17 protein-coding genes and 1 pseudogene are annotated in these 25,224 nt (G+C 58.0%); 1 reads left to right on the forward strand and 17 read right to left on the reverse strand.

The features are described 5' to 3' along the window. Positions 1–146: 146 nt before the first annotated feature. The 7 genes from FYJ43_RS01975 to FYJ43_RS02005 all read right to left on the reverse strand — a co-directional run bounded on the left by FYJ43_RS01975 (position 147) and on the right by FYJ43_RS02005 (position 9,311). Positions 147–2,294 carry a glycosyltransferase family 4 protein gene (locus FYJ43_RS01975; protein WP_154561479.1) on the reverse strand — a complete coding sequence of 716 codons (2,148 nt, stop codon included), beginning with the start codon at positions 2,292–2,294 and terminating at the stop codon, positions 147–149. Continuing rightward, the gene (locus FYJ43_RS01980; protein ID WP_229771564.1) at positions 2,291–3,325 is read right to left on the reverse strand and encodes a glycosyltransferase family 4 protein; all 1,035 of its coding nucleotides are present in this window, start codon (positions 3,323–3,325) and stop codon (positions 2,291–2,293) included. Before FYJ43_RS01980 ends, FYJ43_RS01975 begins: the two co-directional genes overlap by 4 nt. Positions 3,326–3,342: 17 nt before the next feature. Then, positions 3,343–4,209, reverse strand: coding sequence for a hypothetical protein (locus tag FYJ43_RS01985; protein ID WP_154561483.1), 867 nt, complete (start codon positions 4,207–4,209; stop codon positions 3,343–3,345). A gap of 155 nt (positions 4,210–4,364) precedes the next feature. Continuing rightward, positions 4,365–6,629 (reverse strand): N-acetylneuraminate synthase family protein, encoded by a 2,265-nt coding sequence (locus FYJ43_RS01990; protein WP_154561485.1) that lies wholly within the window; start codon positions 6,627–6,629, stop codon positions 4,365–4,367. 38 nt (positions 6,630–6,667) lie between these two features. After that, positions 6,668–7,351: an acylneuraminate cytidylyltransferase family protein gene (locus FYJ43_RS01995; protein ID WP_154561487.1), complete on the reverse strand. Its 684-nt coding sequence runs from the start codon at positions 7,349–7,351 to the stop codon at positions 6,668–6,670. Continuing rightward, a complete protein-coding gene (locus tag FYJ43_RS02000) occupies positions 7,348–7,812 on the reverse strand; it encodes a VanZ family protein (RefSeq protein WP_154561489.1) in 465 nt (154 codons plus the stop codon). The genes FYJ43_RS01995 and FYJ43_RS02000 overlap by 4 nt, the downstream gene beginning before the upstream one ends. Beyond that, positions 7,812–9,311: a sugar transferase gene (locus tag FYJ43_RS02005; protein WP_326833233.1), complete on the reverse strand. Its 1,500-nt coding sequence runs from the start codon at positions 9,309–9,311 to the stop codon at positions 7,812–7,814. The genes FYJ43_RS02000 and FYJ43_RS02005 overlap by 1 nt, the downstream gene beginning before the upstream one ends. Positions 9,312–9,806: 495 nt before the next feature. Between FYJ43_RS02005 and FYJ43_RS02010 the strand changes: the two genes are divergently transcribed. Continuing rightward, positions 9,807–10,553: a hypothetical protein gene (locus tag FYJ43_RS02010; protein ID WP_326833234.1), complete on the forward strand. Its 747-nt coding sequence runs from the start codon at positions 9,807–9,809 to the stop codon at positions 10,551–10,553. A gap of 310 nt (positions 10,554–10,863) precedes the next feature. Here FYJ43_RS02010 and treZ read toward each other — a convergent pair whose 3' ends face one another. The 10 genes and pseudogenes from treZ to FYJ43_RS02055 all read right to left on the reverse strand — a co-directional run bounded on the left by treZ (position 10,864) and on the right by FYJ43_RS02055 (position 25,108). Further along, positions 10,864–12,588, reverse strand: a complete 1,725-nt coding sequence (gene treZ, locus FYJ43_RS02015; RefSeq protein WP_154561491.1) for a malto-oligosyltrehalose trehalohydrolase — start codon at positions 12,586–12,588, stop codon at positions 10,864–10,866. Then, positions 12,585–15,119: a malto-oligosyltrehalose synthase gene (treY, locus tag FYJ43_RS02020; RefSeq protein WP_326833235.1), complete on the reverse strand. Its 2,535-nt coding sequence runs from the start codon at positions 15,117–15,119 to the stop codon at positions 12,585–12,587. Before treY ends, treZ begins: the two co-directional genes overlap by 4 nt. A 75-nt stretch (positions 15,120–15,194) precedes the next feature. Then, complete coding sequence (locus tag FYJ43_RS02025) at positions 15,195–16,157, reverse strand: aminoglycoside phosphotransferase family protein (RefSeq protein ID WP_154561495.1); 963 nt, start codon at positions 16,155–16,157, stop codon at positions 15,195–15,197. A 132-nt stretch (positions 16,158–16,289) separates the two neighbouring features. Next, positions 16,290–16,991, reverse strand: coding sequence for a hypothetical protein (locus FYJ43_RS02030; RefSeq protein WP_154561497.1), 702 nt, complete (start codon positions 16,989–16,991; stop codon positions 16,290–16,292). 45 nt (positions 16,992–17,036) lie between these two features. Beyond that, the gene (locus FYJ43_RS02035) at positions 17,037–17,609 is read right to left on the reverse strand and encodes a hypothetical protein (RefSeq protein ID WP_154561499.1); all 573 of its coding nucleotides are present in this window, start codon (positions 17,607–17,609) and stop codon (positions 17,037–17,039) included. A 30-nt stretch (positions 17,610–17,639) separates the two neighbouring features. Next, a complete protein-coding gene (locus tag FYJ43_RS02040) occupies positions 17,640–18,299 on the reverse strand; it encodes a hypothetical protein (RefSeq protein ID WP_229771565.1) in 660 nt (219 codons plus the stop codon). A 51-nt stretch (positions 18,300–18,350) separates the two neighbouring features. Beyond that, positions 18,351–19,052 (reverse strand): hypothetical protein, encoded by a 702-nt coding sequence (locus tag FYJ43_RS02045; protein ID WP_154561503.1) that lies wholly within the window; start codon positions 19,050–19,052, stop codon positions 18,351–18,353. A 9-nt stretch (positions 19,053–19,061) separates the two neighbouring features. Beyond that, a complete protein-coding gene (locus tag FYJ43_RS12155; RefSeq protein WP_229771599.1) occupies positions 19,062–20,180 on the reverse strand; it encodes an RHS repeat-associated core domain-containing protein in 1,119 nt (372 codons plus the stop codon). 3,387 nt (positions 20,181–23,567) lie between these two features. After that, positions 23,568–24,467 (reverse strand): annotated as a pseudogene (locus tag FYJ43_RS12535) (DUF6531 domain-containing protein); the annotation flags it as partial. 359 nt (positions 24,468–24,826) lie between these two features. Continuing rightward, positions 24,827–25,108: a pyrophosphorylase gene (locus tag FYJ43_RS02055; protein WP_154561505.1), complete on the reverse strand. Its 282-nt coding sequence runs from the start codon at positions 25,106–25,108 to the stop codon at positions 24,827–24,829. Positions 25,109–25,224 lie beyond the last annotated feature (116 nt).

A 25,224-nucleotide genomic window follows, 5' to 3' on the forward strand; every position in this document is an offset into this window, starting at 1 on the left:
GGGTTTTGATTGGGTCATATATTTATGGCTCTCAAATCGGTCGAGTGTATAACGCGGTTCGCTAGGGCATCGGGCTTTGAAGCGCTCTATGCGCCAGTGAGGTTCATCCTGTAATTCCCGCAGTTCGGCATAATGGCGGTCTCGAGTTATTGGTCGTCGGAATGAACCTCAAGGTGGGCCGCTAAATTTTCCGAAAAAGTATCCGGGGAAAACTGTTTGGCGTGTTCAAGGACGGTGCGCATTTCGATGGGGTTCTCGCGGAACCGGTGGACTGCCTGAACGACGGCCCGAGGGGACGGGGAATCGAAGAATTGGCCCGAGACGCCGTCTACAACGGTGTCTAAATAGCCACCAGCGTGCAGAGCAAGGCACGGAGTTCCAAGGGCGAAACCCTCAATGGGCGTCAATCCGTAATCTTCTTTGCTCGGAGCAATGACAGCAGCTGCGTGGGCGTAGGCCCATCGCAACTGGGCGTCGCTGACGCCTTCGAAGAAAGATACGTTGGCTGGCGCTAGGCGATGTAACTCGTTGCGCAAGGGTCCTGACCCGATGACGACCAAGTGCTCGTTAGGAAGATCGGAAAAGGCGTGTAGCAAGACGTCAACGTTCTTGTAGGGCATGAGCCGACTAACCGTGAGGAAGAAGTTCGAATGACCCGCCATCTTTGGGAGTGGCTCTTGCGCATCAGTGGGGTCCAAGGAATATGGCGGATGGACGACGGTCGCCTCGATACCGTACACATCACGGATGCGGTCACGCACCACTGTGGAGTTGCAGAGGTACTCGTCGGCGGAAGCGGCTGCCTTGCGATCCCAACGACGTAGCTGCGGAGTGAGGGCCTTGAGCACTATGCCCTTCGGCGAGCGCCACCACTGACCACCAAGGTAGTCGTCGGTCAGGTAAAGGAATCGGGCAGGTGAGTGACAGTACACGACTTTGCGACATCCTGCTGGGGCTGTGATCCCGTGCGCGAAGCCAGTCGTCGAGACGAGGACGGTGTCGCTTTCTTCCGGTATCCGTACGTGGTCGAAGGCCCAGTCGTAGAGAGGGAGGCCAAGACGGAAATGGCGTCGGAGTAGCCCGATTCGGTTAAGTGGGGAAGTGATGACTTTATGGTGAGCGAATTCCGGATAGGTCAGGTCCGGCTCGTACACTGCTGTGACGATCGGGGCATCTGGGAAGATCGTCGCAAATTGACTGACGACCCGTTCGGCTCCGCCACGCTGCGTTAGATAATCGTGGGCAATGGTGATGCGGGAGGTACCGCTGACAGGCTCGGGATCGACAGCGTCAAGGATCTCCGCTAGTCGAACGCGTCCCGCATCTGGGGAGAAGTTCTTCTGCCAACGGCGGTGAGCGGAGTCGAGGAGACGCTCGTCGTAACCATCGACAGCATCCTCGATGACATCGGCCAGACTGGTGGCGTCATCGGCTCGGGCGACAAAGGGATGCTCTGGGCCTGCTACTTCAGGCAGGGCGGCGGTGTCGGTAATGACAAAGGGGCAGTGCGCTGACATTGCTTCGGAGACAACCAAACCAAAAGACTCGTGCTGCACTGAGGGGAAGACGGCCAGGTCTACTGAGGAAAAGAACTCATTGCGATCCATCCAGCCGCGATGCTCGACGAGGGGACCTAGTGCCGCGATGTGGTTGGCGACAAGCTGGGCATCTGCTGAGTCAACGAATCGGGATTCACCAGCCAGCAGCAGTCTGAACTTCCCAGGGTGGCGGGACTCCAATTCGGTTATCGCCTCACACAGTCGCGGGAACCCCTTGTCAGAGGACAATCTGCCAAGGAAACCGACGGTAACAGCGTCATTCGCCAGCTTGCGGGTACGCTCGCGTGCCGGAGGATTCCAGTTCCACATCACCTGGGCGCCTGTTATTGTCTCGGCCATCGACGCCGAGGGAACGATAGTGGCCAAAGCGTCGCGACGTGCTATGGCGGCTAGAGCGCGTAGCTTGCCCTGTGGACGCTGGTGCAGGTGAATGACCCGTTTGGAATGACCCGCAGTAGCGAAGGCGGGACGCAGGCCGTTGCACCACAGTAATCCGGTGCGTTCTGTGATGTCCCAGCGTCGTAGGTTGGTCAGATACGCCAAGGTGGTCTGGCCGTGGATAGTGATGACGCGGAACCCGCGCCGGAGTGCTTCCTTGGCGACGTCCCCCGGGGTCTGGGGGGCCACCACAGTGACATCGCGACCTAGCTCGCGCGCGGCTTCGGCAATAGCGAGCATCATGACCTCGCCGCCACCGATAGCTCCCTGGTTCGAGGCGATGGTGAACGTAGTCATGCCACGACCTTTCGGTAGATCTCGGCGATGTCAGTGGCCATGCCGGCAATGGTGGGGACGGTAGCGGGTAGGGAAGGGCGCTTGTCCACGTTCAAGCCCTGTTCGATGGCGATCCTGGCTAGCTCGTCGACGTCGTCTGCCTCTGCGATGCATCTGCGAGGAAGGATCTCAGGGTTACCTCCGACCGGACTGGCGACGACACCCATACCTTGGGCAACTGCGTCGAGGAGGGTGTAGGAGCAATTTTCTGATCTCGAAGGCTGTATAACGACGTCGTGGTTGGTCATCGCCTCGTCAGGATCAGTAAAACCTGCGAAGTTGACCTTAACCCCCAGCCGTTGAGCGAGCTCTCTTAGAGAAGGCTCTTCTTCTCCAGTGCCGGCGACGGTGAGGGTCGCCTCCGGATGCTCGCGGACGATGTGTGCAAAGGCGCGAATCGTCGCAGAGATATTTTTCTCATTCGACAACCTCGCAAGGGACAGCAACCTCAGGCTGGGTTTGCGTACCGGTGGTACCTCGGGACGGTCGACGCCGTTGAGTACCACGGTAATGGGTAAGGTGGCATGCCACTGCCGTCGCATCTGGTATTCGGTTGCTTGAGATACCGCAATGACGTGGGCGAACCGATGCAACCGAACTCGATGGGCCGTCTCCATGAGGATCGCCGAGGCCCGGTTCGAGTGGTATATGAACCGATCAGTGGGAATTGTATGTTCCGTCGAGACCAGCTTCACTGTGGTGCCCACAGCAGCCATTGTTGTGAGAAAGTCGGCTTTGGGTAGGTGGGAATGAACGATTGAAGGCTTGATCCGTGAGATCGTGGCGCGCAGAGATTTCACGGCTGTTGTAGTCCCGTTCTCAACAGGTAGATCGACGACGTCGACATCCATCGTGCGCAGTCGGTCAGTCAGTGGCCCAGGCGGGCACGCGACGACCATGCGCCAGTCGGGAATCCCGAGCGAGCCTACATCAAGGATATGGCGGGCCACTCCGGCGAGGTCGCTCACCGGAGAAACCCACAGGGTTGTCATGTCATTCAATGGAAACCTCACTCACCTGGACGGATTGATGCGATTCGCTCGTTGAGCTCGGCGATCTCTCGATCAAGGGTTGATGTCGAGATCCGCATGGACTTAGAAATGTCAGCGATCCGATGACGCCAATCTAAGTGTGTCAAAGCATGAGCCTGCAAGCGGGGCGCCAGCTCGGGAGTCCACGACTTGACGGCATCAGTGAGGATTGGAATGCCCTCTTCTTGAGAGGAGACTGGCATGCGTATGAAACCTTCCTCGGGGAGGAGTTTAGCCGCTTGGCAATTGGGTGGGACTCCTGCTATTTGAGTACCGCACGCTGCAGCGTCGGTGAACCGGGCGGAGATGTACTCTCTGTCCGGGTGCGTGTAGTACGTTGGGCTGGCCTTGTTTCCAGAGGCTAAGACGATCTTCGATCGCAGCAGGTATGAGGTAACGATCGCTTGATTCGAAGCGCTGTCTGGCTGCCCGGGGAATTTCCCCTGGAATGACAGTCCTGCTGCTTTCAGCGCCTTTCGCGAAATGTCGTCATCCTGCCAGGCTTCGGGCTGACGCCCGAGACGGAGCACATCAATGTCTCGGTCTTTCGGTGTGATCTTAGCCCAACGCAGTGCGTCAGTTCCCCATGGCGCCCAAGACACCGGGACATTGACCCGCGCTTGGTAGTCGTCGATCAATTCGCCGTCCGTGATCCACAGATGATCAAGGATGTGTCCCTGACGGGCGAAGCGGGGCAGTAATTGGTCCCAAAAGGAGTCAATGACCCACCCGTGGATTGTTCCGTATCGGCCTGCGAGGATTTCCGAGCGAGCCAGACAAAGTAGATCTCCGGGATTGGCACAAATGACGAGGAGAGGATCCTTGCCTCGCCGTCGTGGCGACATGGCCAAAGCCTGTCGCCACGACGGCGTCGACGATGTGCTGGGAACAATTGTCAGATTGGTTTCCCATAATTGGGCGATGAGGTGCCCCAGTTCGGTTACGGGTGCCCATCCCACCGGCGTGGTGGTGGGGAAGACACACCAGACCTGGGGTCTGCTTAGAACCACTGCTCAAGCCTTTCGAGAGCCGTCCAGAATCCCTCTCCGTTGTTGACGTGCCCCTGCCAGATCTCCGGGATGAACGTAATGTTGGGAGCTAGCTCGTCGAGCTGCTTGGCGGTCATTGGCCAGTCGATTTCGCCCTCACCGATCTGCGAGCCCTCACCATCGACACCTTCGGCGTCGACGATGTGCAGATGGTCGCTCAGAGGCGCGAGCTTGGCAACGTACTCGCTGAATGGGGTCTTGGTGAAATTGGCGGCCAGCTTGGAATGGGAGAGGTCGAAGGTGAGACGACGTCCGTACTGGCGGCAGAATTCGACGGTGTCATCCAGGGCCATGAACAGGTTGTGGTGTTGCTGGCCGCCCATCAGCCATGGGTAGGGCGGCAGGGTTTGGGAAGTCAGGCGCACACCGTCCTCGTCGATCCGTTCGAGTGCCTGGGCAATCCTGGCGTACATAGCCGGGCGTTCTTCCGGAGCCGCGAAAGCGTCTTTCGTAAACCCGCCCATGGTGCAGATGACGATCGGTGGTTCGTCGGCGTCGAACCATTGGTCCAACTCGCGGGCGATCTGGATGACCTTCTGCACTTCGACAATTGAGCGTTCCCAGATGTCGTCGTTGGAGGATGCGAGGTTGATGATGAAGTCGCCGGCATACAGGTCAGGGCAGTGGACGGTATAGCCCATCGCGTCAAACTTGCGGTGTTCGAAAGCATCGGCGATCTGCTCGCTGGTCATCTCCACGTCCTTGTAAGACAAATGGAATTCCAGGAAGTTCGGGTTAGTGGCTGAGTGGGACAGCAGCTTGCGGGCGTCGTGGTAACGCACCGGGAGACCCCACGGGCGATGGAAAGCATAGTTGCGGCCCTGGGCGACGGCGTCAGTCAAGTCGGTGTCGTAGAAGAAGTCGTCAGCCTCGATGTCTCGACGCATGGTGCGGCCGATGAGCTCGTCTAGGTGGTTGGGTTGTAGGCCGCGTCCTGGTGATTTGACCGCCACCGCATCTCGGGTGATGACCTCCCCGGCGTGCAGCGTGCGGGTGGCTACAAGGGATTTGGCTAGATTGGCGCGGTTCATCAACTCGCCGGTCGACACGGCGCGGGCTTTATCTGTGCCCAAGGCCAGCTCGACTTCCCGGATGCGGGCCACCATTTCGGAGAACTCTTCGGGGAGCAAGGAGACCTGGTGGTCATTGCCTTCGAGAGTTTTGTCGATGGTGAAGTGCTTTTCGATGATATGGGCACCACGGGCTACTGCAGCGATCGGCACGTGGTAACCACGCTCATGGCCAGAATATCCCACCGGGCAGTTGCCGAGGACAGCCAGGCGATCCATGTAACGCAGGTTGACGTCTTTAAATGGAGCTGGGTATGTCGACTGGCATTGCAGTAGAGCAAACTGGGCACCAACGCGACGCAGTACGTCGACGGTTGCGACGATCTCGTCCTCGGTCGACATGCCCGTCGATACCAGCATCGGCAAGTGCTTGGCGGCACAAGCCCGTAATAGAGAGTGGTTGGTCATGTCAGCGCTGGCGATCTTGAGGGCTGGGACGCCGTAGTCAGCTAGCACCTCAAGGCTGGGAAGATCCCAAGGGGTACAGAATGCGTCGATGTCGACGGCTTTACAGTGGTCAAGTACGTCAATCATCTGTTCAGGGCTCAAGGAGAACCTGGACAAGAGGTTGAGAGTGTACTGGGCGCCGAGATCCTCACCCGTCGTGGCTCCATCAGCTTGACGGTAGAGGGCATTCAGATCGCGTAACTGGAACTTGACGGCGTCGGCTCCGGCCTGCTTGGCAAGGTCGACGAGATGTTTGGCTAGCTTGACGTCACCCTGGTGGTTATTGCCGATCTCAGCGATGAGGAGGGAGGGTTGTCCCTCGCCGACGGTATGTCGACCGATGGTCATTTCGGCAGTACCTTCAGTTGCGATCGCCGCTAGATGGCCACGCTCGTCGACCAGTGGGATCACCTCCACACCGGGGCGGAAGAGTCGGGAAATAGCCGAAATGTCGGCGTCGATGTTGGTGGACACACAGTCACGATGGGCAGCCATCTTCACCGGGGTTGTCATGTCGCCAGCGTCGGCCGAAGTGATCCAACGGCGGAAGTCGCCGTCGGAGAAAGAGCCGGTGAGTATGCCGTGCTCATTGACGCAGAATACGATGCCCGATTTGTTGTCGGTGATCTTCGTGAGGGCCGTGAGTACGGTGTCCTCGTCGAAAATAGTGAAGGGGGTGGTATGGCGGTCGACGATCATGGATTGTGATGGCCTCTCTTGGGGTGGGATCGTGAAATTCAGTGTGCTAGGCGTGACAGTTCGGCTGCTGCGATGTCAAAGTCGTGTGGGGTATCGATGTCGATTCCCTCGATCGGATCCATCACGAATAATTCGATGTGGCCACCGAGACGGTTGTGGTCACGTTGGTAGATCGCGGTCTTTGTCAGGTACAGCGATCCGGTTTCGCGGTAACGCAGCTGGTCGGGGGTCATGTCCTGGCGGCGCGGGCGGTTTTGGTACGGGTAGTGGGCAGTGACCATCGGCTCCTTTTGCCAGATAAAGATCGGCTCGGGAACCACACCAACCATGGAATCGGCGTCAGATATCGCGAATTCTCTGAGAGCTCGTTCTAGAGTATGAGGAAGGCGCAGTGGAGAAGTGGCTTGTAAGAGCATCACCTGGTCGGGGCTTTGATCTTGTTTGGTGAGAACATCGATAGCGTGTTCAACAACCGGTTCGGTTGCTGTGGAGTCCTGAGCGAGCTCAGCGGGACGCTCAATGACTTCCGCTCCCGCTTGCTTGGCCACCTCGGCGATCTCCGCGTCCTCGGTGGAGACATAGACATCCAAGCCGGGAGTGGCGAGGGCCTGCTCAATCGTCCAGATCAGCAGAGGCTTGCCCGCTAGATCCTTGAGGTTCTTGCGCGGTATTCCTTTAGATCCGCCACGGGCTGGGATGATCGCAAGTGTTGTCGGACTCATCGGTTCTCCTGTGAGTGTTTGATCAGGTTCTGCTTGAGATGATGCAGGTATGCGGCTATCCCAGCGCCGACCCAGCCGCCTACTGCGTTCTCGATGGCATTGGACACTAAAGGGCGACGGCCCAGTTCAGGGAAGACGAATTGAGCTGACTCGGAACAGATGCCGATAATCGTGGCGGTCATACCCCACACCCACCAGCGCACCTGCGGCCACCCGAGAGTAGCCAGCAGGGTGAGAGGAAGAAGCATGACCACGTTGAGGGCATGATCGCCGATTATGGTGACCTGGTCTCCGCTTAGCTGGTGGGCGCTGATCGGGATGGTGCCGCCAGTTAATAGGTGCCCGATCCTCCATTTGAAGGTTCCGATGTGGGTGCCCATCGGAACAATGACGCCTACCGCGGCAATGATGAGATAAAAGCATGCCAGAGTCCGGGTCACCTGCTGAGTCCGCGTAAGCATCAGTATGCTCCGGAGGAGGAGAATACTGCGCGTAATGTTTTTGCGAGGATATTGACGTCTTGCAGGATCGACCAGTTGTCGACATAGTAAAGATCCAGGCGAACGGTATCTTCCCAGGACAGATCAGAGCGACCGGATACTTGCCATAGACCGGTGACACCGGGACGGACGTCCAGCCGCCTATGCACGTGGGATTCATAGGCAGCGACCTCGTTCTCGAGGGCGGGGCGTGGTCCCACGAGGGACATATCTCCTCGTAAAACATTGTAGAATTGTGGTATCTCATCGATCGAGTAACGTCGGTGGAATTTGCCGCATTTGGTAATACGGGGATCGTCTTTTATCTTGAATAGGACACCGTCGGACTCGTTCTTGTCAGCCAGCATCTTGGCCTTGATCTCGTCGGCGTTGACAACCATTGAACGCAATTTATAGCACTCGAAAATTTTGCCTTTGCGGCCTACCCGACGTTGCTTGTAAAAGACCGGACCACCATCCTCGTGCTTGATGGCTATAGCGGCAGTGAGGATGATCGGAGAAGTGACGATGAGTAAAATCAGCGATCCAACGATGTCGAAGCTCCTTTTGAACCAACCTGCGGCTCGCTCGGCCTGAGGCTTCTCGATGTGGACTAGCGGCATGCCGGCAGTCGGGCTGATACGTATACGTTGCGTGGAGATATCGGAGAGGGCGGGGACGACGATGAGTTCAGTGTCCTGTCCCTCAAGGGCACGTGCCAACCGATTGAACTGGTAAGCGCGCGAGAAAGATCCTTCTGTGAAGATTACTGCTTCCGCTTGAGTACGTTGGCAGACAGCTTTGACGTCCTTAGGCTCGCCGAGAACTGGCACGCTACCGATTCGGCGGCGTGCTTTCTCGCGAGTCAATACACCGATGACGTCATATCCCAACCACATTTCGCGCTGCAATACCTTTGCCAGATCGTCAATATGGTCGCAGTCGCCGGCGATGATGACGTTACGACGGAACCGACCACGGTACCTCTCGTGATGCAGCCAGCGCCTCATAAAGAACCGTTCGAGAAGCAGAGCTGGGATACTGAAGAGGAAGAGTAAGAAGTAAAAACCACGGGATAGTGGGTACATGAACAGGTATGCTGAGATGCCGAGTAGGGCAGCAGTGATCGTCGAACCCTCTAGAACAGCGCGATACTGGGCCATACCCGCGTCCAGGTATTCGGTGCGATAAGCCCCGCAAGCTGCCATGATAACCAACCATGCAGCAATGATTCCTCCAGACCAAGGAATAACATTGTCTTGAACGTCAGTGGCCTTAGGAAATGTGGTTATCGTTGTTCGTGCCTGCACTGCGATGAATGATGCCAGGGTAGTGATAATGAAGTCGGCGACGAGGATGTGTATGCGGTGCTGACGAAGCTGATTCCGAGTGTGGTGGCGTGGCCGTGCTTTTTGGGGCGGAAACTGAGTTGACGTCAATGCGTTATTAGGCGGAGTGGGCTCATTGATGGCCTCGATCACGGCCAAACCTCTCCTCTCTGAAGGCTGCTGAAGCCCGTAGTAGGATGTACTCCAGGCACCATGTCAGCACCGCCGATACGATATTGTCGAGAGTTGACTTTAGCACGTCGGCATGCAATTCGGGCCGAGCGCATAGGGCTGGCTTGATGCAAAGTCCACCCGGGTTATAAGTGACGAAGTCATCCAAGGTGACCAAACGGTGAAGCGGACGTAGTTGTCGGGTTATTGCGTGCAATCGTCGCCATGTCCTTAGGCTCCGTGTCCACATCCATGGTGGCGATGTGTTCGCGCTCGACGTCGGGTGTTGTTTTTGAGGGTAAGAAGGATGTTCTCAAAATCTAGTTGGGCGAGGGAACAAGGGATCGGCGAGGTTTTGGTCCGCGTGGGTTCTGTCGCGCTACTTGACAAGCGTTGCCTCTCGATGTGAGACTGCTCTCGGTACGTGGTATCTCCACGTTCGTTCCGGCAGCATCATCTCGCACTCTTGGGGGAGAAGTGAAAAGTAATTTGAGTCGGCGTAATGTGGTGAAGGGTACGGCATGGGCGATACCTGTGGTTGCTGCATCGACTGCATTGCCCTCGGTCGCCGCTAGTCAATCCTGCAACTATGTATCACCAGCGTGGCAGGGTAATGGATTCATTGCTTCTGGCTTGACGGCTCGGAGGGAAGTGATTGGTAAAACCATCATTACCCATGGTGACGCTTATGCAAGTAACTCGGATGGTGATCTCATTAGTACGAGAAATCTTTCCGAGATCAGTGACAGGTATTCGTGGGTGCCTAATCTAATTGTTATTGCTCAGAATGGTGATGACACTAGTGGCAGCTATTTGCATGTTGATTTCCCCCAAGCTGCCCATTGCGTGCAATTTTTCCTCCATGATATTGATTCACAAGGTGCTGGTAAAAGGGATCATTATCGGGATTCAGTGACCGTTACCGCCAACGGCTCACCTATCATGGCGTCTCCCCTCCATCCAGAGAATCTTCGCGTCACGGGTAACGGGAGTGATCGTGTGACTATTGAATCTCCCTTTGAGCACGGCGTGCTTGACTCGAAGTACGAGTGGGATATGAAGAGAAGTACGAAAGGGACTGCGCTGGTTACCATCAAAGGTCCGATTAACGGGTTTTCCATCTTATACCAGAATGCGGATACCCTATCTGATGATAAGTACAATTATCAGCAAATAGCTATGAGCCCTGTTCGATGGTCAACCACTCCCTGTGACTGTAATTAGGCGGGGTGAGTTGTACTGAGACTCCTCAAGCCGCGCTTTTTACCATGGGATTGTCTCCTAAGGTGTGTGGGTTAATCTCACCTGCCGCTTCCTGGCGGTCGCATTGATTGGGCTTGGGTAGGGCGTTGTAGTTTACCTGGTTAGATCTGGGCTGCGCATGGATAACGGATGTGGATTAGACGTATTTCTGGAGGAATCTGGATGCTCTCGGAATTCTCTCAGTTCGTCTCGGATTTTGAGCAGTGCAAGCAGTGCAATATAGGCGTCCTATACGCGTCTTATGCGCATAGGACGCCGAGTGTCCTAAGTGTCAGTTAATAACAACGACGCACCCCGGTCCGGTGAGTGTTACAGAACCGTTTTCAAAGCGATGGTTTCCCCGTGCGAGGACGCGCGACGGGTTATCAGCTAACCCCGGAATCGTGACGGGAACATCGCTGCGACTTGCTACGACGGCTACACCCGGGCGCTTCATGACGATAGCATCGGGAGAGATCGCCTCCATGGTTGTCGTCTCTAAGCTATGAGCATTCTGGGTTGGTAGAGATGCGCGAATCCTCAGCAAGTCACGATACCAATTGAGTATCTTCGCATGTTCGGGTTCGTTCCGTTCTGCCCATTTTAACTGCGCCAATCGGAATGTTTTCATTGCCTGTGGATCTGGAATGGCGCTTTGCCACCCCATCTTTTGAAATTCCTGACGCCGCCCGGCAGTAACTGAGGGGCCAAGGTTGGGGCCCAGGTCGCTGAAAAATGGGAATGGCGTCGAAGCTGCCCATTCTTCACCCATGAACACCATAGGTGTGAAGGGCCCCAGTAAGTAGAGAGCGGCGGAGGCTGCCTGGAGGTTTGGGTCGGCGCCGTTGTGTCCTAGGCGGTCTCCTGCGGCCCGGTTACCGACCTGGTCGTGGTCTTGGATGAAGCTGACGAACGATGCCGCGTCGTAGTGGCTGCTATGGATGTCAACTGGCGCGCCCCAGTTTTGCTCTCGGAAGGACGACCACCCGCCATCGTGGACGAATACCTTGGTAAACGCCTTGACGAGGGTCTCGGCGCTCCCGAAATCGGAGTAGTAACCCGCAGTTTCACCTGTGAAAAACGCATGCAGAGCATGGTGAATGTCGTCGTCCCATTGCATCGTCATGCCGCGGGCTTTCTCAGTGACGCCTACGGGAGTGACCATGTCAGGCTGGTTGAGGTCCGACTCGGCAATGAGGGTTAGGGGGCGGGAAATCTGGCGTGACCATTCAGCGACTTTGGCCGACAGCTCGGCGAGGATGTGGGTGTCGGAGTCGTCAACGAGGGCGTGAACGGCGTCTAATCGCAGCCCGTCAACGCCATATTTGACGAGCCATTGATAGGCATTGTCGATGACGAATTGACGCACCGGGGAATTGTCGTCGCCATCGAAATTCACCGCATCTCCCCAGGGGGTCGCGTGACAATGGTTGAAATAGGGACCGAAGTTTGCCAGATAATTTCCCTCGGACCCTAGATGGTTATAGACGACGTCAAGGATGACTCCGAGCCCTTTGAAATGGGCGGCGTCGATGAATTGCTGGAAGGCCGCCGGGCCGCCGTACGTGTTTTGGGTGGCGTAGAGATCGACGCCGTCATATCCCCAGCCGCGAGTACCAGGGATTTGGGCGACGGGCATTACCTCAACAGCTTTCACCCCAAGCTCCACGAGGTCGTCAAGGTGGTCGATCGCGGCGGTGAAGGTACCTTGCTCGGTGAAGGTGCCAATATGCATCTCGTAGAGCACCTGACCTTTGAGGTCCATACCGTGCCACGGGGCCGGTTGGTGAGGCGTGTAGACCTGCGACGGGCCGTGGACGCCCTCAGGTTGGTAGCGGCTGCGCGGATCGGGGAATGGGCCGCAACCATCCAGGATGAACTGGTAACGCTGGCCATCCTTGACAGGCTGGGGGAGGGTCCACCACTCGCCGTTACTGGTCATATCGAGGAGATGCCCGTCAAGGAGCGTCTGGACTTTCGTGGGGGTAGGGGCCCACACCGTCAACTGGTTGGTCATCGCTTCTCCTGCCTGACGAGTAGTGCAACGGGCATGACGTCAAGGAGATCAGCGAGCTTGACGGTGCCTCCCCGTCGGGTCTGTCCCGTGATGACGTCGGTGAATGTTTCTTCAGGCAACACGACTTGATGGTTCAACCAACCGCCGCGCCCCTCTAAGGCTCCGGCTAGTCGCGTTGCGATGGTGATGGCTATGGGGGGCTCGTCGTCGATTCCTCGGGCGAATGCCACCGCGTGCCCAGTAGTCGTCGCGACGGGACGGTAACTGGCGTGATCGCCACGGAAAGCGTCGGCATGTCGGTGCCGCACATCAAGGGCCCGGTGAACGACAAGTAACTTTTCGGCGTCCAGGCGGTCTTCCGGTGAGACTGCGTCGAGGCCTTTCTCCACGGCACGCAATAGCTGACTACAACGATTGTGGTCTACCGGGCGACGGTTATCCGGATCTACCAGCGACAAGTCCACGACCTCGCAGCCCTGGTAGGTGTCAGGCACGCCGGGCATGGTCAGCTGCACCAGGACTCGCCCAAGGATCGCGGCTCGCACCGCTGTACTCGCCGTCTCGGTGAAACTGTCAAGGGCGGTTGCAACAGAGTCGTCAGTGAGACAGAACCTTGCCAGATCCATCAGCGCGGACTCGTAGTCGTTGTCGGGGTCGGTCCAGGTGGTGTGGGACTTCGCTTCTCGCACTGCCTTCGTGAGGTAGGCGACGAGCCTGTCTTCGCTGATAGGTCTAGCCCCGGCAGCAGTACCGGGTAGGCGCCAGGTGCCAGCCAAGGTTTGCCATAGCAGGTTGATCGTCGCACCATCGAGGAGTTCAGAGCGTTGATCGGCGGTGGCCGTCTCTAAAGCTGCAACGGTGTGCTCCCACTCGTGCGGAAACTCCGTTAAGGAGGCCAGGCGGGCCCGGACGTCGGTCGATCGCTTCGTGTCGTGGGTCGACAGAGTCGTCATCGTCGTCGGGTAATTCTCGCCGAGACTGCTGGCAAAATCATGGAAATCGTCGACGGAAATGCCAGCCACTTCAGGGTCGCAGCCGACTTCATTAACTGCGGTGAACCGGGTGTAGCGGTAGAAAGCGGTATCTTCTTTTGCCTTTGCCATTACAGGCCCACAGGTTTGCGCGAAACGCACCATGAACTCGTCGCGGCTGGCTTGCACTACCGGATCGGTCGAGGGGCCGAGTCGTCCGCACACCATGTCGACGACTAGTTCAAGGGTGTCGTGTTCCTCTTCAGGCAACTCCAGACGGGCGAGGTTCGCCGCAGCTTCGATGACCTTGACCTCACCGGGCCCAGGAACACGACCAGGCTCAAGGTAAGCGCGGTAACGATTCATTGCTACGAGAAGCTCGGTGATAGCTCTCGTCAACTGACGCCGGGTGTGGTCGCGCAGCATGATGTCAGAGGCGCAAATATCCATGGCACCATTCGCCAGGCGGTTGAGCTCGGTGACGAGCATGTCGTCGAGCACCTCGCGCTTCGCCTGATCCAGCTGCGCGGGGAAAGAGAGCCTGGAGTCGTCGTCAGCACAAATACGTTCGTAGAGTGCGCCTAGCGGCACTAACCCGGTTGGGTCGATGAACAGCCCGTCAATGCGCAGCAGGGAATCGTAGCCAGTTGTGCCCGCACATGGCAGTTCGCCAGATAGGGTCTCGGACGGTTCGAGGATCTTCTCGACGACGACCCATGCGCCCCCGGTGGCTTGTCGCAGGTCCGCCAGGTACTTGTGCGGATTGGCTAAGCCGTCCGGGTGATCAATGCGGAACCCGTCAATGAGCCCGTCATGATAAAGCTGCAGCAGTTTGGCGTGCGATGCGGTAAAGACGTCGTCATTCTCGACGCGGATGGCCGCCAGGGTGTCGACGTTGAAGAAGCGGCGATAGTTGAGTTCTTCGGTGGCGACCTTCCAGTACGCTAGCCGATACCACTGTTGGTCGAGCAATTCAGCCAGCGGCAAGGATTCGGTGCCTGGGCGCACTGGAAAGACGTGATCGTGATAGACGACGACGTGCTCGGCATGGGTAGTGCCGTCATGATCGGTGATGTCTCGGGTTTCGACGTGGATGGTGCCGGCCGTCAACTCGGTGCCGATGCGATCACCAAGGATCGCCATGAGGATCGACAGTGACCTCGAGACGTCGACGTCGAACCAGGCCGCGTACGGAGAGGAAGGGCCATCGCGCAGCACGCTCCACAATGCGTAGTTGTGCCATAGCGGCGTCGGCACAGCCATGTGGTTAGGGACGACGTCGACGACGATGCCTAATCCAGCGTCGTGGGCCTTGGCACACAACCTGCGAAAATCCTCCTCGCCACCACACTCCTGTGAGATCCGGGTGTGGTCCACGACGTCATAGCCGTGGGTGGATCCGGGCGCTGCCTGTAAAATCGGCGAACAGAACAGATGGCTCACGCCAAGGTGAGCTAGATGGTCAAGCTGAGCGATGGCGTCAGCGAAGGTGAAGTCCTCGTTGAACTGCAGACGGTAGGTTGAGGTGGGCGCGGCTGACGGGGGCTTGGGAGTCGTCACGACATTCACTGTAAGGGGACCTTCAGACAGGTCTGCGTACATCCATGTTCTGAACGGCGCGGTTCAGCCCGGCGATTACGCGAGATGTTCGGAGGCCCACAACCAGGCGCGTAACCGGCTTGCCCTTTCGCGTTGGAATTCGCGGAATTGCGGCATTCCTGCTGGGTCTGGCTTGCGGCATTCGCGCTCTGATAGCCCTAACACGGCCACAAGAAGGTCAACGATGGGTTCAACTGCTGGTTCACCATGAGTGGACGGGGAGAACTCCGCTGCGACGCGCTTGACGAGGTTGTCGGCGCGATTCCATCGCGGGGCGTCAATCGGATCGGTATGAATGATGTCAATGATGAGCCCAGCGGCGTCAACCCATGCTGGGCCAATGACAGCGTGGGACCAATCGACGAGAACGGCTCCGTCAGCGCGTAACAAGACGTTGTCTGATCGTATGGCACCATGGACGACGGTCTCGCCGTGGCAGTGGTGGGCGAGTCGCTCAACGCGTCCGGCGAGGTCGGGCAGGCGCTCGATGAGCCATGGGTCGAGGTCGGCGGGGGTGTCGGTCATGAACTGTTCCCACACCGATGGGGTGTTTTGTAAGCGCGCCTCGAACGATTCCCATGGTTCGTGGAAACCAGCCGTCACTTCAGCCAAGCGGGATAGGCTCTCAAGAGTGGCGTCAATATCGTCATCAGACCAGGGCAGGTTGGGGTGAGGACCCTCGACGTCGGAGGTGACCATGCCCACCCATCCGTCGACGTCAATGCGGCCAAGTAGGTGTGGGGCGGGTGCAGCCGCAGGGAGTAGAGACAGCAGAGTGGCTTCGCGGCGGTTGAGGTTAGGGGTGTCATCGTTGATCGAAGGATGGCCAACTTTGACAAACGCGTGGGAGCCGTCAGCAGTGACGACGCGCGATGCCGTGCCGGGAGTAGTGCCGTGGGTCTGGACGTTATCGACGGAGACGGGGGATCCTAGGATTTCGGTAACCCGATGGTGAACTGAATCGGGTAACTGATCCCAGCGAATTCGTGACGGTTTCATGGACGCCTCCTCGTGACCCTGGCTCATACCATAGTTCACGGCGCGATCATTGGGTGGTGGCTCAGGGGCACGGGGCTCTCTGCGGAGAGGCGTGTACCGGACGGCGCCGTGGCGCTATGCAGGTTGCTGGTGTTAGTTGTCGTAGTGGTCTGGTGGTGGGGTGAGGGCGTTGAGGCGTGCTAGTTGTTCGGGGTGGGTGTCGTAGAAGTCGCGGTGTTCTCGGTAGGCTTCGGCTGCCAGGATGTTGCGCCATATTTGGGCTTGTTTGTCCCAGTTGGGGTCGTTGATGTTGGCTTTGGGGAGTTGGATTCGGCGGTGGTGGAGTTCTTCGAGGAGGCGTAGGTAGAAGAGGGCGTAGTCGTATCGGTGGTAGTCGATGTTGATTTTGGTTTTTCCGGCCCAGATTTTGTAGCGTTCTATGCCGATGTCGAATCGGGTGATGTCGTTGAATCGGATGTGGCGGTAGAAGAAGGGTCCGAATCGGGTCCAGACTTTGTCGTAGTCGACGCCGTATCTGCGGAGTGTAACGTCACTGAGAATCCAGACGGGCGTTCCGAGGAAGAAAATGAAGCAAAGCCATCCTGCGATGCTGTCTCGGATTCCGTCGGAATTACTCAGGAATACTGACAGCATGCCCCAGGTGATATCTGCTGTGATGGGCAGCCATACCGGGACTAGGCCTCTGGCTTGGGATAATACGCGTGGGTGGTGTGGGTCCCATCCCATGACGCGTAGTGCTTCTTGGACTCGGTAGGCTCCGTCGGCGGGTAGTTCGAGTGATGCGTCATCGTTGGGGCCGAATTCGCGTGGCCCGGCACTGTTGTCTACAAACATGATTCCCGTTATTTGGAGGCATGTGGTTTAGGGAAACTGGTGGTGCTAGGCGTCGTAGTGGTCTGGTGGGGGGATGAGGGCGTTGAGGCGTGCTAGTTGTTCGGGGTGGGTGTCGTAGAAGTCGCGGTGGTCGACCCAGACGTCTTCGGCGAGGCCATTGCGCCATATTTGGGCTTGTTCGTCCCAGTTGGGGTCGGTGATGTCGGCTTGGGGGAGTTGGATGTGGCGGTGGTGGAGTTCTTCGAGGAGGCGTAGGTAGAAGAGGTGTCCGAATCGGGTCCAGATTTTGTCGTGGTCGACGCCGGGTCGGAGCCATAGGCCTTGGGCTAGGCCTGTATATGGTGCGGCGAGGGATCCGAGGATAATAATCCATCCGGCATATCCTTCTCTGAAGCCGTCGGTGTTGTCGAGGAACATCGAGACTCCAGCCCATGTCATCAGGGCCCCGAGAGGCAGCCATGCGGGGATCATGATGTGGGCGAGGGAAAAGGCGCGGGGTTGGTGGGGGTTGCGGCTCATGACTCGTTCCATGCGGGCGATGCCGTAGATGCCTTCTGCGTAGGGTGCCGTGGGTGGGTTGTCCATGTCTGCTGATAGGTAGCGGGGTTCGACGCTCATGTCGTTTGTTTGTGGGGTTGGCGCGACCGCTTAGACGGTCGGCGGTCGGACGAGGGTGTTGAGCTGCACAAGGGCGTCGGGGTGTGTGGCGTAGTAGCTGGTGTGGTGGTCGTAGATGGCGGTGGCAAAGATGTTGCGCCAATGTTGGGCCCAAGTGGGCCAGTCTGGATGGTCGGGTGAGCCCTCGGGTAGGTCGATGGGTCGGGTGTGAAGGGTAGTTAGTAGGTGCAGGAGCGCCCGGTCGACGTCGTGAGCGTGATGGTTGATGCGCAGTCGGCGTCCCGACCCATCAGTGATGAGGTAGCAGTTGGGTGTGATGGCAAGTTTCGTGATGCTGCGTGCGTCGATCGTTCGCCGGAAGGGGCCGATGTGGATGGAGATGGTGTCGTCGTCAATATGGGTGCGGTAGAAGAGGCCGTAGACGATCATGATGTAGCCGGGAAGGGTGACGGATAGTTGGCAGCCTATGGACAGAATGGGGTAGTCGCCCGGTTTGGAGATGACCCACCACAAGAAGGGGGTGGTGATGACGGCGATGATGAGTCCTCGTCTGATCCATTTCCGCGGGGGGCGTAGGCGCTGGGGGCTGGCTGGGTCTTGCGTTGACTGCTCGTCAGGTGCGTAAGCGACGGGCTGGTCCGAAGGTTGTGAGGCCCACGGGTGGGTGAACGTGAGGGGTTCGGCAGTCATGGTCATCTTTCTGGACGAGGTTAAACGCACGCCTGTTATATGACGAATCTGTTAGTTGTCGTAGTGGTCTGGTGGTGGGGTGAGGGCGTTGAGGCGTGCTAGTTGTTCGGGGTTGGCGTTGTAGAAGTCGCGGTGTTCTCGGTAGGCTTCGGCTGCCAGGATGTTGCGCCATATTTGGGCTTGTTTGTCCCAGTTGGGGTCGTTGATGTTGGCTTTGGGGAGTTGGATTCGGCGGTGGTGGAGTTCTTCGAGGAGGCGTAGGTAGAAGAGGGCGTAGTCGTATCGGTGGTAGTCGATGTTGATTTTGGTTTTTCCGGCCCAGATTTTGTAGCGTTCTATGCCGATGTCGAATCGGGTGATGTCGTTGAATCGGATGTGGCGGTAGAAGAAGGGTCCGAATCGGGTCCAGACTTTGTCGTAGTCGACGCCGTATCTGCGGAGTGTAACGTCACTGAGAATCCAGACGGGCGTTCCGAGGAAGAAAATGAAGCAAAGCCATCCTGCGATGCTGTCTCGGATTCCGTCGGAATTACTCAGGAATACTGACAGCATGCCCCAGGTGATATCTGCTGTGATGGGCAGCCATACCGGGACTAGGCCTCTGGCTTGGGATAATACGCGTGGGTGGTGTGGGTCCCATCCCATGACGCGTAGTGCTTCTTGGACTCGGTAGGCTCCGTCGGCGGGTAGTTCGAGTGATGCGTCATCGTTGGGGCCGAATTCGCGTGGCCCGGCACTGTTGTCTACAAACATGATTTGGAGTTACTTAGCGACGTGTAGCCCAGGGAAGCTGGCGTGGGCTGCGTTTCCTAGGGTGCGGGCTGTCTTCTTGGTGAAACCATCAGCAAAATCACGGGGATCCTGACCCTTCATGGCAGTGGAGATTTCCTGAGTGGCGGCGTCAGCAATCGCGCCTCTCGCCATTTCGCGGCCAAAGGTGGAAAACTGCTGCTTTACCCCCATCGTGTCTGTCACCAGCGCGGGTCCGCGCTTGAGCCACTCGCCACTAGAGGTACTGATGTTTGGCCGCACCGTCGCGTTTCCACGTAGCGACATGACCACCCCGAAAATAGCGTTTCCATTGGCCTGAGCCAGATCGCTCGCACTGAAATGCTTGTCATGGGACATGGCAGTGTCCATGATGTATTGCGTGTTGGCGGCGGCGAAACTAGATGGTGCCGCACCCGCAAAGTGACGCATGTACATGGTTTCGAGCGCATTGGAATCTCCACTCTTGGCGGCCAGCTTCAGAGCGTTGTCGGCGGCGGTCCTGCCGTTCAGCTTAGTCAGTAAACTAGCTCCTGCTTGGCTAACTTTTGTATCAGCTGCGTATTTCTCTACTAGTGCAGCGGCAGTGTCGGAGTGTTTCAAGACTTGGGAACCGACAATGTTGGCGGTGCCTGTCCCGACGCCCCCCACAACGCCGCCAACGATTCCATCTTTAATCACTGTTCTCCAATTGACATCCCCGGTTGCGTATTTCTGGGAGCTAGCGGAGAAGCCTCCTGACATGAGGGCTCCCGAGATGATCGCAGCCCCAAGCGGGCCACCGAAACCCGTCGCTGCTACGGCGATACCGCCGATGAGGAGGCCAGCGCCGATTAGGAAGTCCCGGGAGAGGATCCGGTCTTTGTGGGTGGTCCACCAGTGGCGGACGGGGTGGGTGAGGCCTGCCAGTTGGTCGTCGGTGACGGGGTGAGTTCCGAGAGGGTCGGTGAGGGTGAGCGGGTTGTTATTGGCGTAGTCGTAGGGATTGTTGGCCCATAGTGCGCCAACCGGCGGGGCTAACGGGTCAGGAGATAAGAAGGTAGTGGTAGTTGGGTCGTAGAGGCGCGCCCCCCACCAAGGATGACCATCAACCACTAGCGCGTTCCCGGCCATCCTGATCGTCTCAGGGACGCCCTCAATAGCGACCGTGGCCGGTTGATATGGGTCATCAGGATCGGTGGGCATCACCTCACGCCATAGGCTGGTATCGTCGATGGGTGTGGCACCGAGCACGCGTCCTCCTGGCAGGGGAAGCACAGGATGACCATCAATCGAGGTAGGGGCGCCGGTTACAAGGTCCCAGTCGACTCGCACACGCTGCTCTTGCGTGGTGATGCGAACGGGGTACCCGAACGCGTCGACGTGAGTCTCTACGGTTGTGGAACTGGTGGTAATACCGGATAGCCAGCCTCGCTTGTCCCAGGAATAGCACCGGTCTTGGCCATGTGGGCCATTCGCACTGGTACGCCGTCCCGCCGCGTCGTAAGCGTATTGGGTGGTCGTGGTATGCCCATTTACATAGCTACGGGTTTGTGCTAAGCGGCCGTGCTGGTCCCAGGCGAAGGTGGTGTTGGCTCCGGGGGCAGTATGGCTGGTGAGTCGGCCATAAGCGTCGTGGTCCCAGGCGTGGTGAGTGTGAGGACCGGTCGCGCTGATGAGTGACCCAGCTTTGTCGTAGCCGTAAGACCAAAGGCCTTCGGGCATCTCTAGCCCAGTAATTCGCCCCTGCTTATCACGGGTGATGCGTGTGACGCGCCCATCGTGGGTATACCCACATACCATGCCGCCGTCGTGGTCCCAGCGATCATGATGACCGGTGGTAGTGACGTCGGTGAGCCGTCCGGCACTATCCCATGTCAGATTCGCGGTACCCAACGCGGAATGAGTAATACGGGCCAGTAGCCCATCATCCTGATAGTCGTATGACACGCTGGAGTGGGTATCGTCGGCATGAGTCAGGCGGCCCTCGCTATCCCAGTCCCAGTGGTGGCAGCTGACAACCCTACCGTCACCGTCAGTGGTGGTGTGGTCGCAGACGAGCCCGCGCGCATCGACACTAATGATGTGACGCAGGGGACTGGCAGGGTCGGTGTGATCGTCAACGTGAAGCTGGCGGGCCTCGATGTCCCACCACCTGCGGGTAGAAATCTGCCCATCAATGGTGACTGTTTCTGTCCCGCCGCGCGCGTCGTAGCTGGTCGTGGTGCCGTCAGGGCCGGTATGGCTGGTGAGACGCCCGGCTGGATTCCAGGTATAGCGGTGGATCCCGCCTGCGGGATCAGTGGATTCGACGACCTGATCAAGGTTGTTGTACCGGTACGTCGATATAGCGTCAGTGCCTGTTGTTGCTGTAACTAAGCGTCCGCGTTTGTCCCAGGTGTATCGGTGAACCTGGCCTGAAGCATCGACGGCGCTAACGAGCCTACCGGCGGTGTCGTAGCGGAAAGCCCGGTGGCCGGCGACCTGATCCCACGCACGGACTGGCCGTCCACAGATGTCGTAATCGGCGGTGAAAGTCACCGTATCACCGACTCGCGTCTCGACGAGCCGACCGACTGGGTCCCAGCTGTATTCGGTGGTTACCCCGGTGGGGTCGATAATGCCAGTCAGCCGGGAATCAGCGTCGTAAAGGTAGTGGGTAACCGCGCCGGTCGGATCAATTGTGCTAGCCAAGCGCCCAGCCGAGTCGTAGGAATAATGCTCCTGCAGCCCGCTGGGGCTCGTGACGGCAGACAGGTGTCCGACCCGGTCATAGTCGAACCGGGTGGATGAACCGAGGGGGTCGGTGAGCACAGCTGGTAGGCCGACTGCATCATAGTCGATGCTGCTGGTGGCACCGAAAATATCGGTGCGTGAAACGATGCGCCCGTAATCATCGAACTGATCGGCGGCTACCACGTGACCCGCAGCGTTCGTGACTTGGGTCTGGTGGGCGGTGGTAGTGGCGTGCAGACTCATCCCGGTTGGGTCGGTCAGCGAGGTCAATTCTCCGATGACGTTGTAAGAGGCACGCCAGCGGGCACCGTCTGGATCCCTCACCTCGCACAGTCGGGCCATGGCGTCACGAAGGAATCCCCAGCTGGTGCCGTCGGGCAGCCCTATTCCGGATAAGTCCCCTAACTCGTCATAAGACAGTGTTGTTGTGGCACCAGTTGGGTCAATGATTGTGGTGATTTGGCCACCGGGGCCCCAGGCGTACCGGGTGATTCCACCGTCAGGGGCTGTTGTTGCCTCAAGGTGTCCAGCCTCATCGTAGTCGTAGCTCCAACAGGCTCCGTCCGGGTCGGTACGCTCGACCAAGCGGCCTGCCTGGTCATGGGTCACCTCGGTGCGATATCCCAGCGGGGTGATGATGTGGTTCACGTTTCCGGCATCATCGTGGCTGATTTGCCACGTGCTACCGGCCCCATCGGTGATGGCTACGATTTGGCCATACGTGTCATGGTCGAAACGCATTTTGGCCCCAGTAGCGTCAACGAGCTCTCGCAGTAGGCCACGGTCCCACGACAATGTCATAGTGGTGCCCTGGCTATTGCTGAGGCTAGTCGGGTTGTCCGCGTTGTCCTCGTAACCCAGTCGCAGTCTGACAGTGTTGTCGGTAGAGATGGTGGTGAGGCGATCAGCGTCATCCCAGCTGTAATCAATGATCCCGCCGGTAGGCAGAGTAGTGCGGGTGCGATGTCCCCGCTTGTCATAGGTGTGACGGATAACCTTGCCTGCCCGATCCGTAGCCTCTATCAAATTGCCATAGCGGTCGTACAGCATGGAGGTGCGCTGTCCGTCAGCGTCAATGATTCCGACAGTGCGACCACGTCCATCACTGATCCACGTATTGGAATGGTGGCCTTGCCCATCATCTGCGACGGTCACCCCACCGGGAAGATACGTAAACCGTGTCATGTGCCCTGTCGCATCGCGCTGGGTACAGATCCGGCCGAGGTCGTCGAAGGTGTTAACGCACTTGGCCACACCAGACGGGTCAACGACCTCACTGAGTAACCAGCCATCCCATTGATAGCGGTGAACTCCGTCAGGGCGAGTCACCTCACTCAGTCGGCCTTGGGAATCGTAGGAGTAGCTTACGCTGCGGCCATCACTGGCCACAGCCTTAACGAGGCGATCCTGCGCGTAGGACAGAGCCACCGAGCGGCCCCATTCGGAATGCAGGGAAGTGACCACACCGTCATGGCGTTTAACCCACACACCATTACCGATACCGGAGTCTGAGCCCACCCAGGCGCCGGCGGCGGTGAACACCCATCGGCTACCAGCATTGTCGGTGACGATCCACACCGGACCAGTGATATCAACAGCTTGAGCATCAGCGGCATCACCGCGTGACAGCCACACGTTATCTTGTGTGGCCCGCCACGGTCCCGCGACGGTATCACGGCTCTCAGCAGTGGCGGAGTTGCTCGCATCATCGTGATTCGTGAGAGGGAAAATGATCTCGCGGCCATCATCGCGCACCCAACGCGCCTGCTCATCAGTGACGATCAAACGCTGATCCAAGATCGTCGACCAGCCGGGGCCTAACACCCCACACGCCTCAGGCTCGTCGTGAGCAGCGGCCAGTGTTGAGTTGTACATCCGGGAGATCATCAGCCCCTGGCTCGGCCCACCGAAAGCCAGGTCCGTTTCGGGGAGCACGAAGTTCCCGGTTGCCGAGTTCACCGGGTCCTCGATGTAACCCGTGGCAGGATCGATCCCGCTCAGAGTGGGCGAGGATACTTCAACATTCGCCCGCATCACATTGACTCCGGCAGCCTTGAGCGAAGCCTCCAAAGCCACATCGGCCATCTTTACCGATCCTGAGCCACCAGCGGCAGCAAATGCACGGCCCACTGCCTCCAACCACACCACATCAGCGTCGTTGAGACCTATCCACCGCTGGTACTGTCCGAACAAGCCATCCACAGCTAACGACCCGTACTGGCAGCTCCCGCAGAAGTGCTCATACAGTGTCTCCAGCGCCGACGCGGGCATCAATCCCCGGTTTGCTCCATGAATCAGCCGCGCTCCACCCGCCAGATTTGCCGGGACTGCGCTTGAAACACCTCCAGACGGGCCACGCAGTCCCTGGTCAGCTTGCCGCTGGCTCGTCTGAGGTGGAGTCACCCAACGAGCAGAGGGAGGGGTCGGCTTCGGTGCAGGTGCATCGTCAGGCTCGAACAAACCTTTTACGAAGCGCTGAATCCAATTCTCGTGAGCATGGGCGGTCACATAGTTGCGCACCTGATCGCGCCGCTCGTTTTCTTTGTAAGCCTCCCCGGCCAGATAGTCGACCTCCCTAGCAGTCTCGACGAATGCCGATGAGAGCTCGGACGCATCAGTCGAACACACCCGCATGTTCTGACGGAACACCTGAGAGAAGAAGCCTCGAAACTCGTCCGATGCCATCGACTCAGCGTGGCCCCGTTCACCCTCGAAGATGGTTATCTTACTGGCCGCCTCGCGGAGCTTGTCCGCGAACTCGGCTGCTACCGCGAAATCGAACCTGACAGGATTCTGGTAATCACCCAAGTCATTCGTATCAGACACGGAGACCTCACATTACAGATACAACATCGATGGATAGTCCCACACTTCTAGGGGCAGATAGTGCGGATATATTAGCAGCACCGGGATAGTTCAGTGGTTGTTTCCCCTGATGTCACGTTGGGTTTACCCAACATGACATCAAAGTTACGAAAAGCAAAACAATGAAATGATCGTGGTGGCGAGACAGTGCACTGTCTCGCCACCACGTGAGGGAATTGTTACTGGCCGCCACCAGCGGTGAAAATGTCGGTAGCGATCTTCTGCAAGCTTGCCCGCAGCTGCTCCAATTCGGCCTTTGCTTTCTCCAATGCGCTCCGGGTCTCGGGCCACACCTGGCTCCGGAACTGGGATGCTAGCGGGCCATCCCACACATCTGGGGCGGACAACCGCTGGCCCTGGTTATCCAATGCTTGAATCTGATCTGTCAGCCCACCATTAACAATGGACTGAATCTGGCGGATGGCCTCCTTGGCCTCATCGGTAGACAATACCCGAGACATTGAACACACTCCTATAAGAACGTGACGTAGATCTGACCCAGTTGACGTCGATCGCCTTCCAGAATCTAATATGTAGAGTAACCCTGAGAGGGTCAGGTACACCACCAATGTATCTG

The organism is Cutibacterium porci, assembly GCF_009696315.1.
Taxonomy (GTDB): Bacteria; Actinomycetota; Actinomycetes; order Propionibacteriales; family Propionibacteriaceae; genus Cutibacterium; species Cutibacterium porci.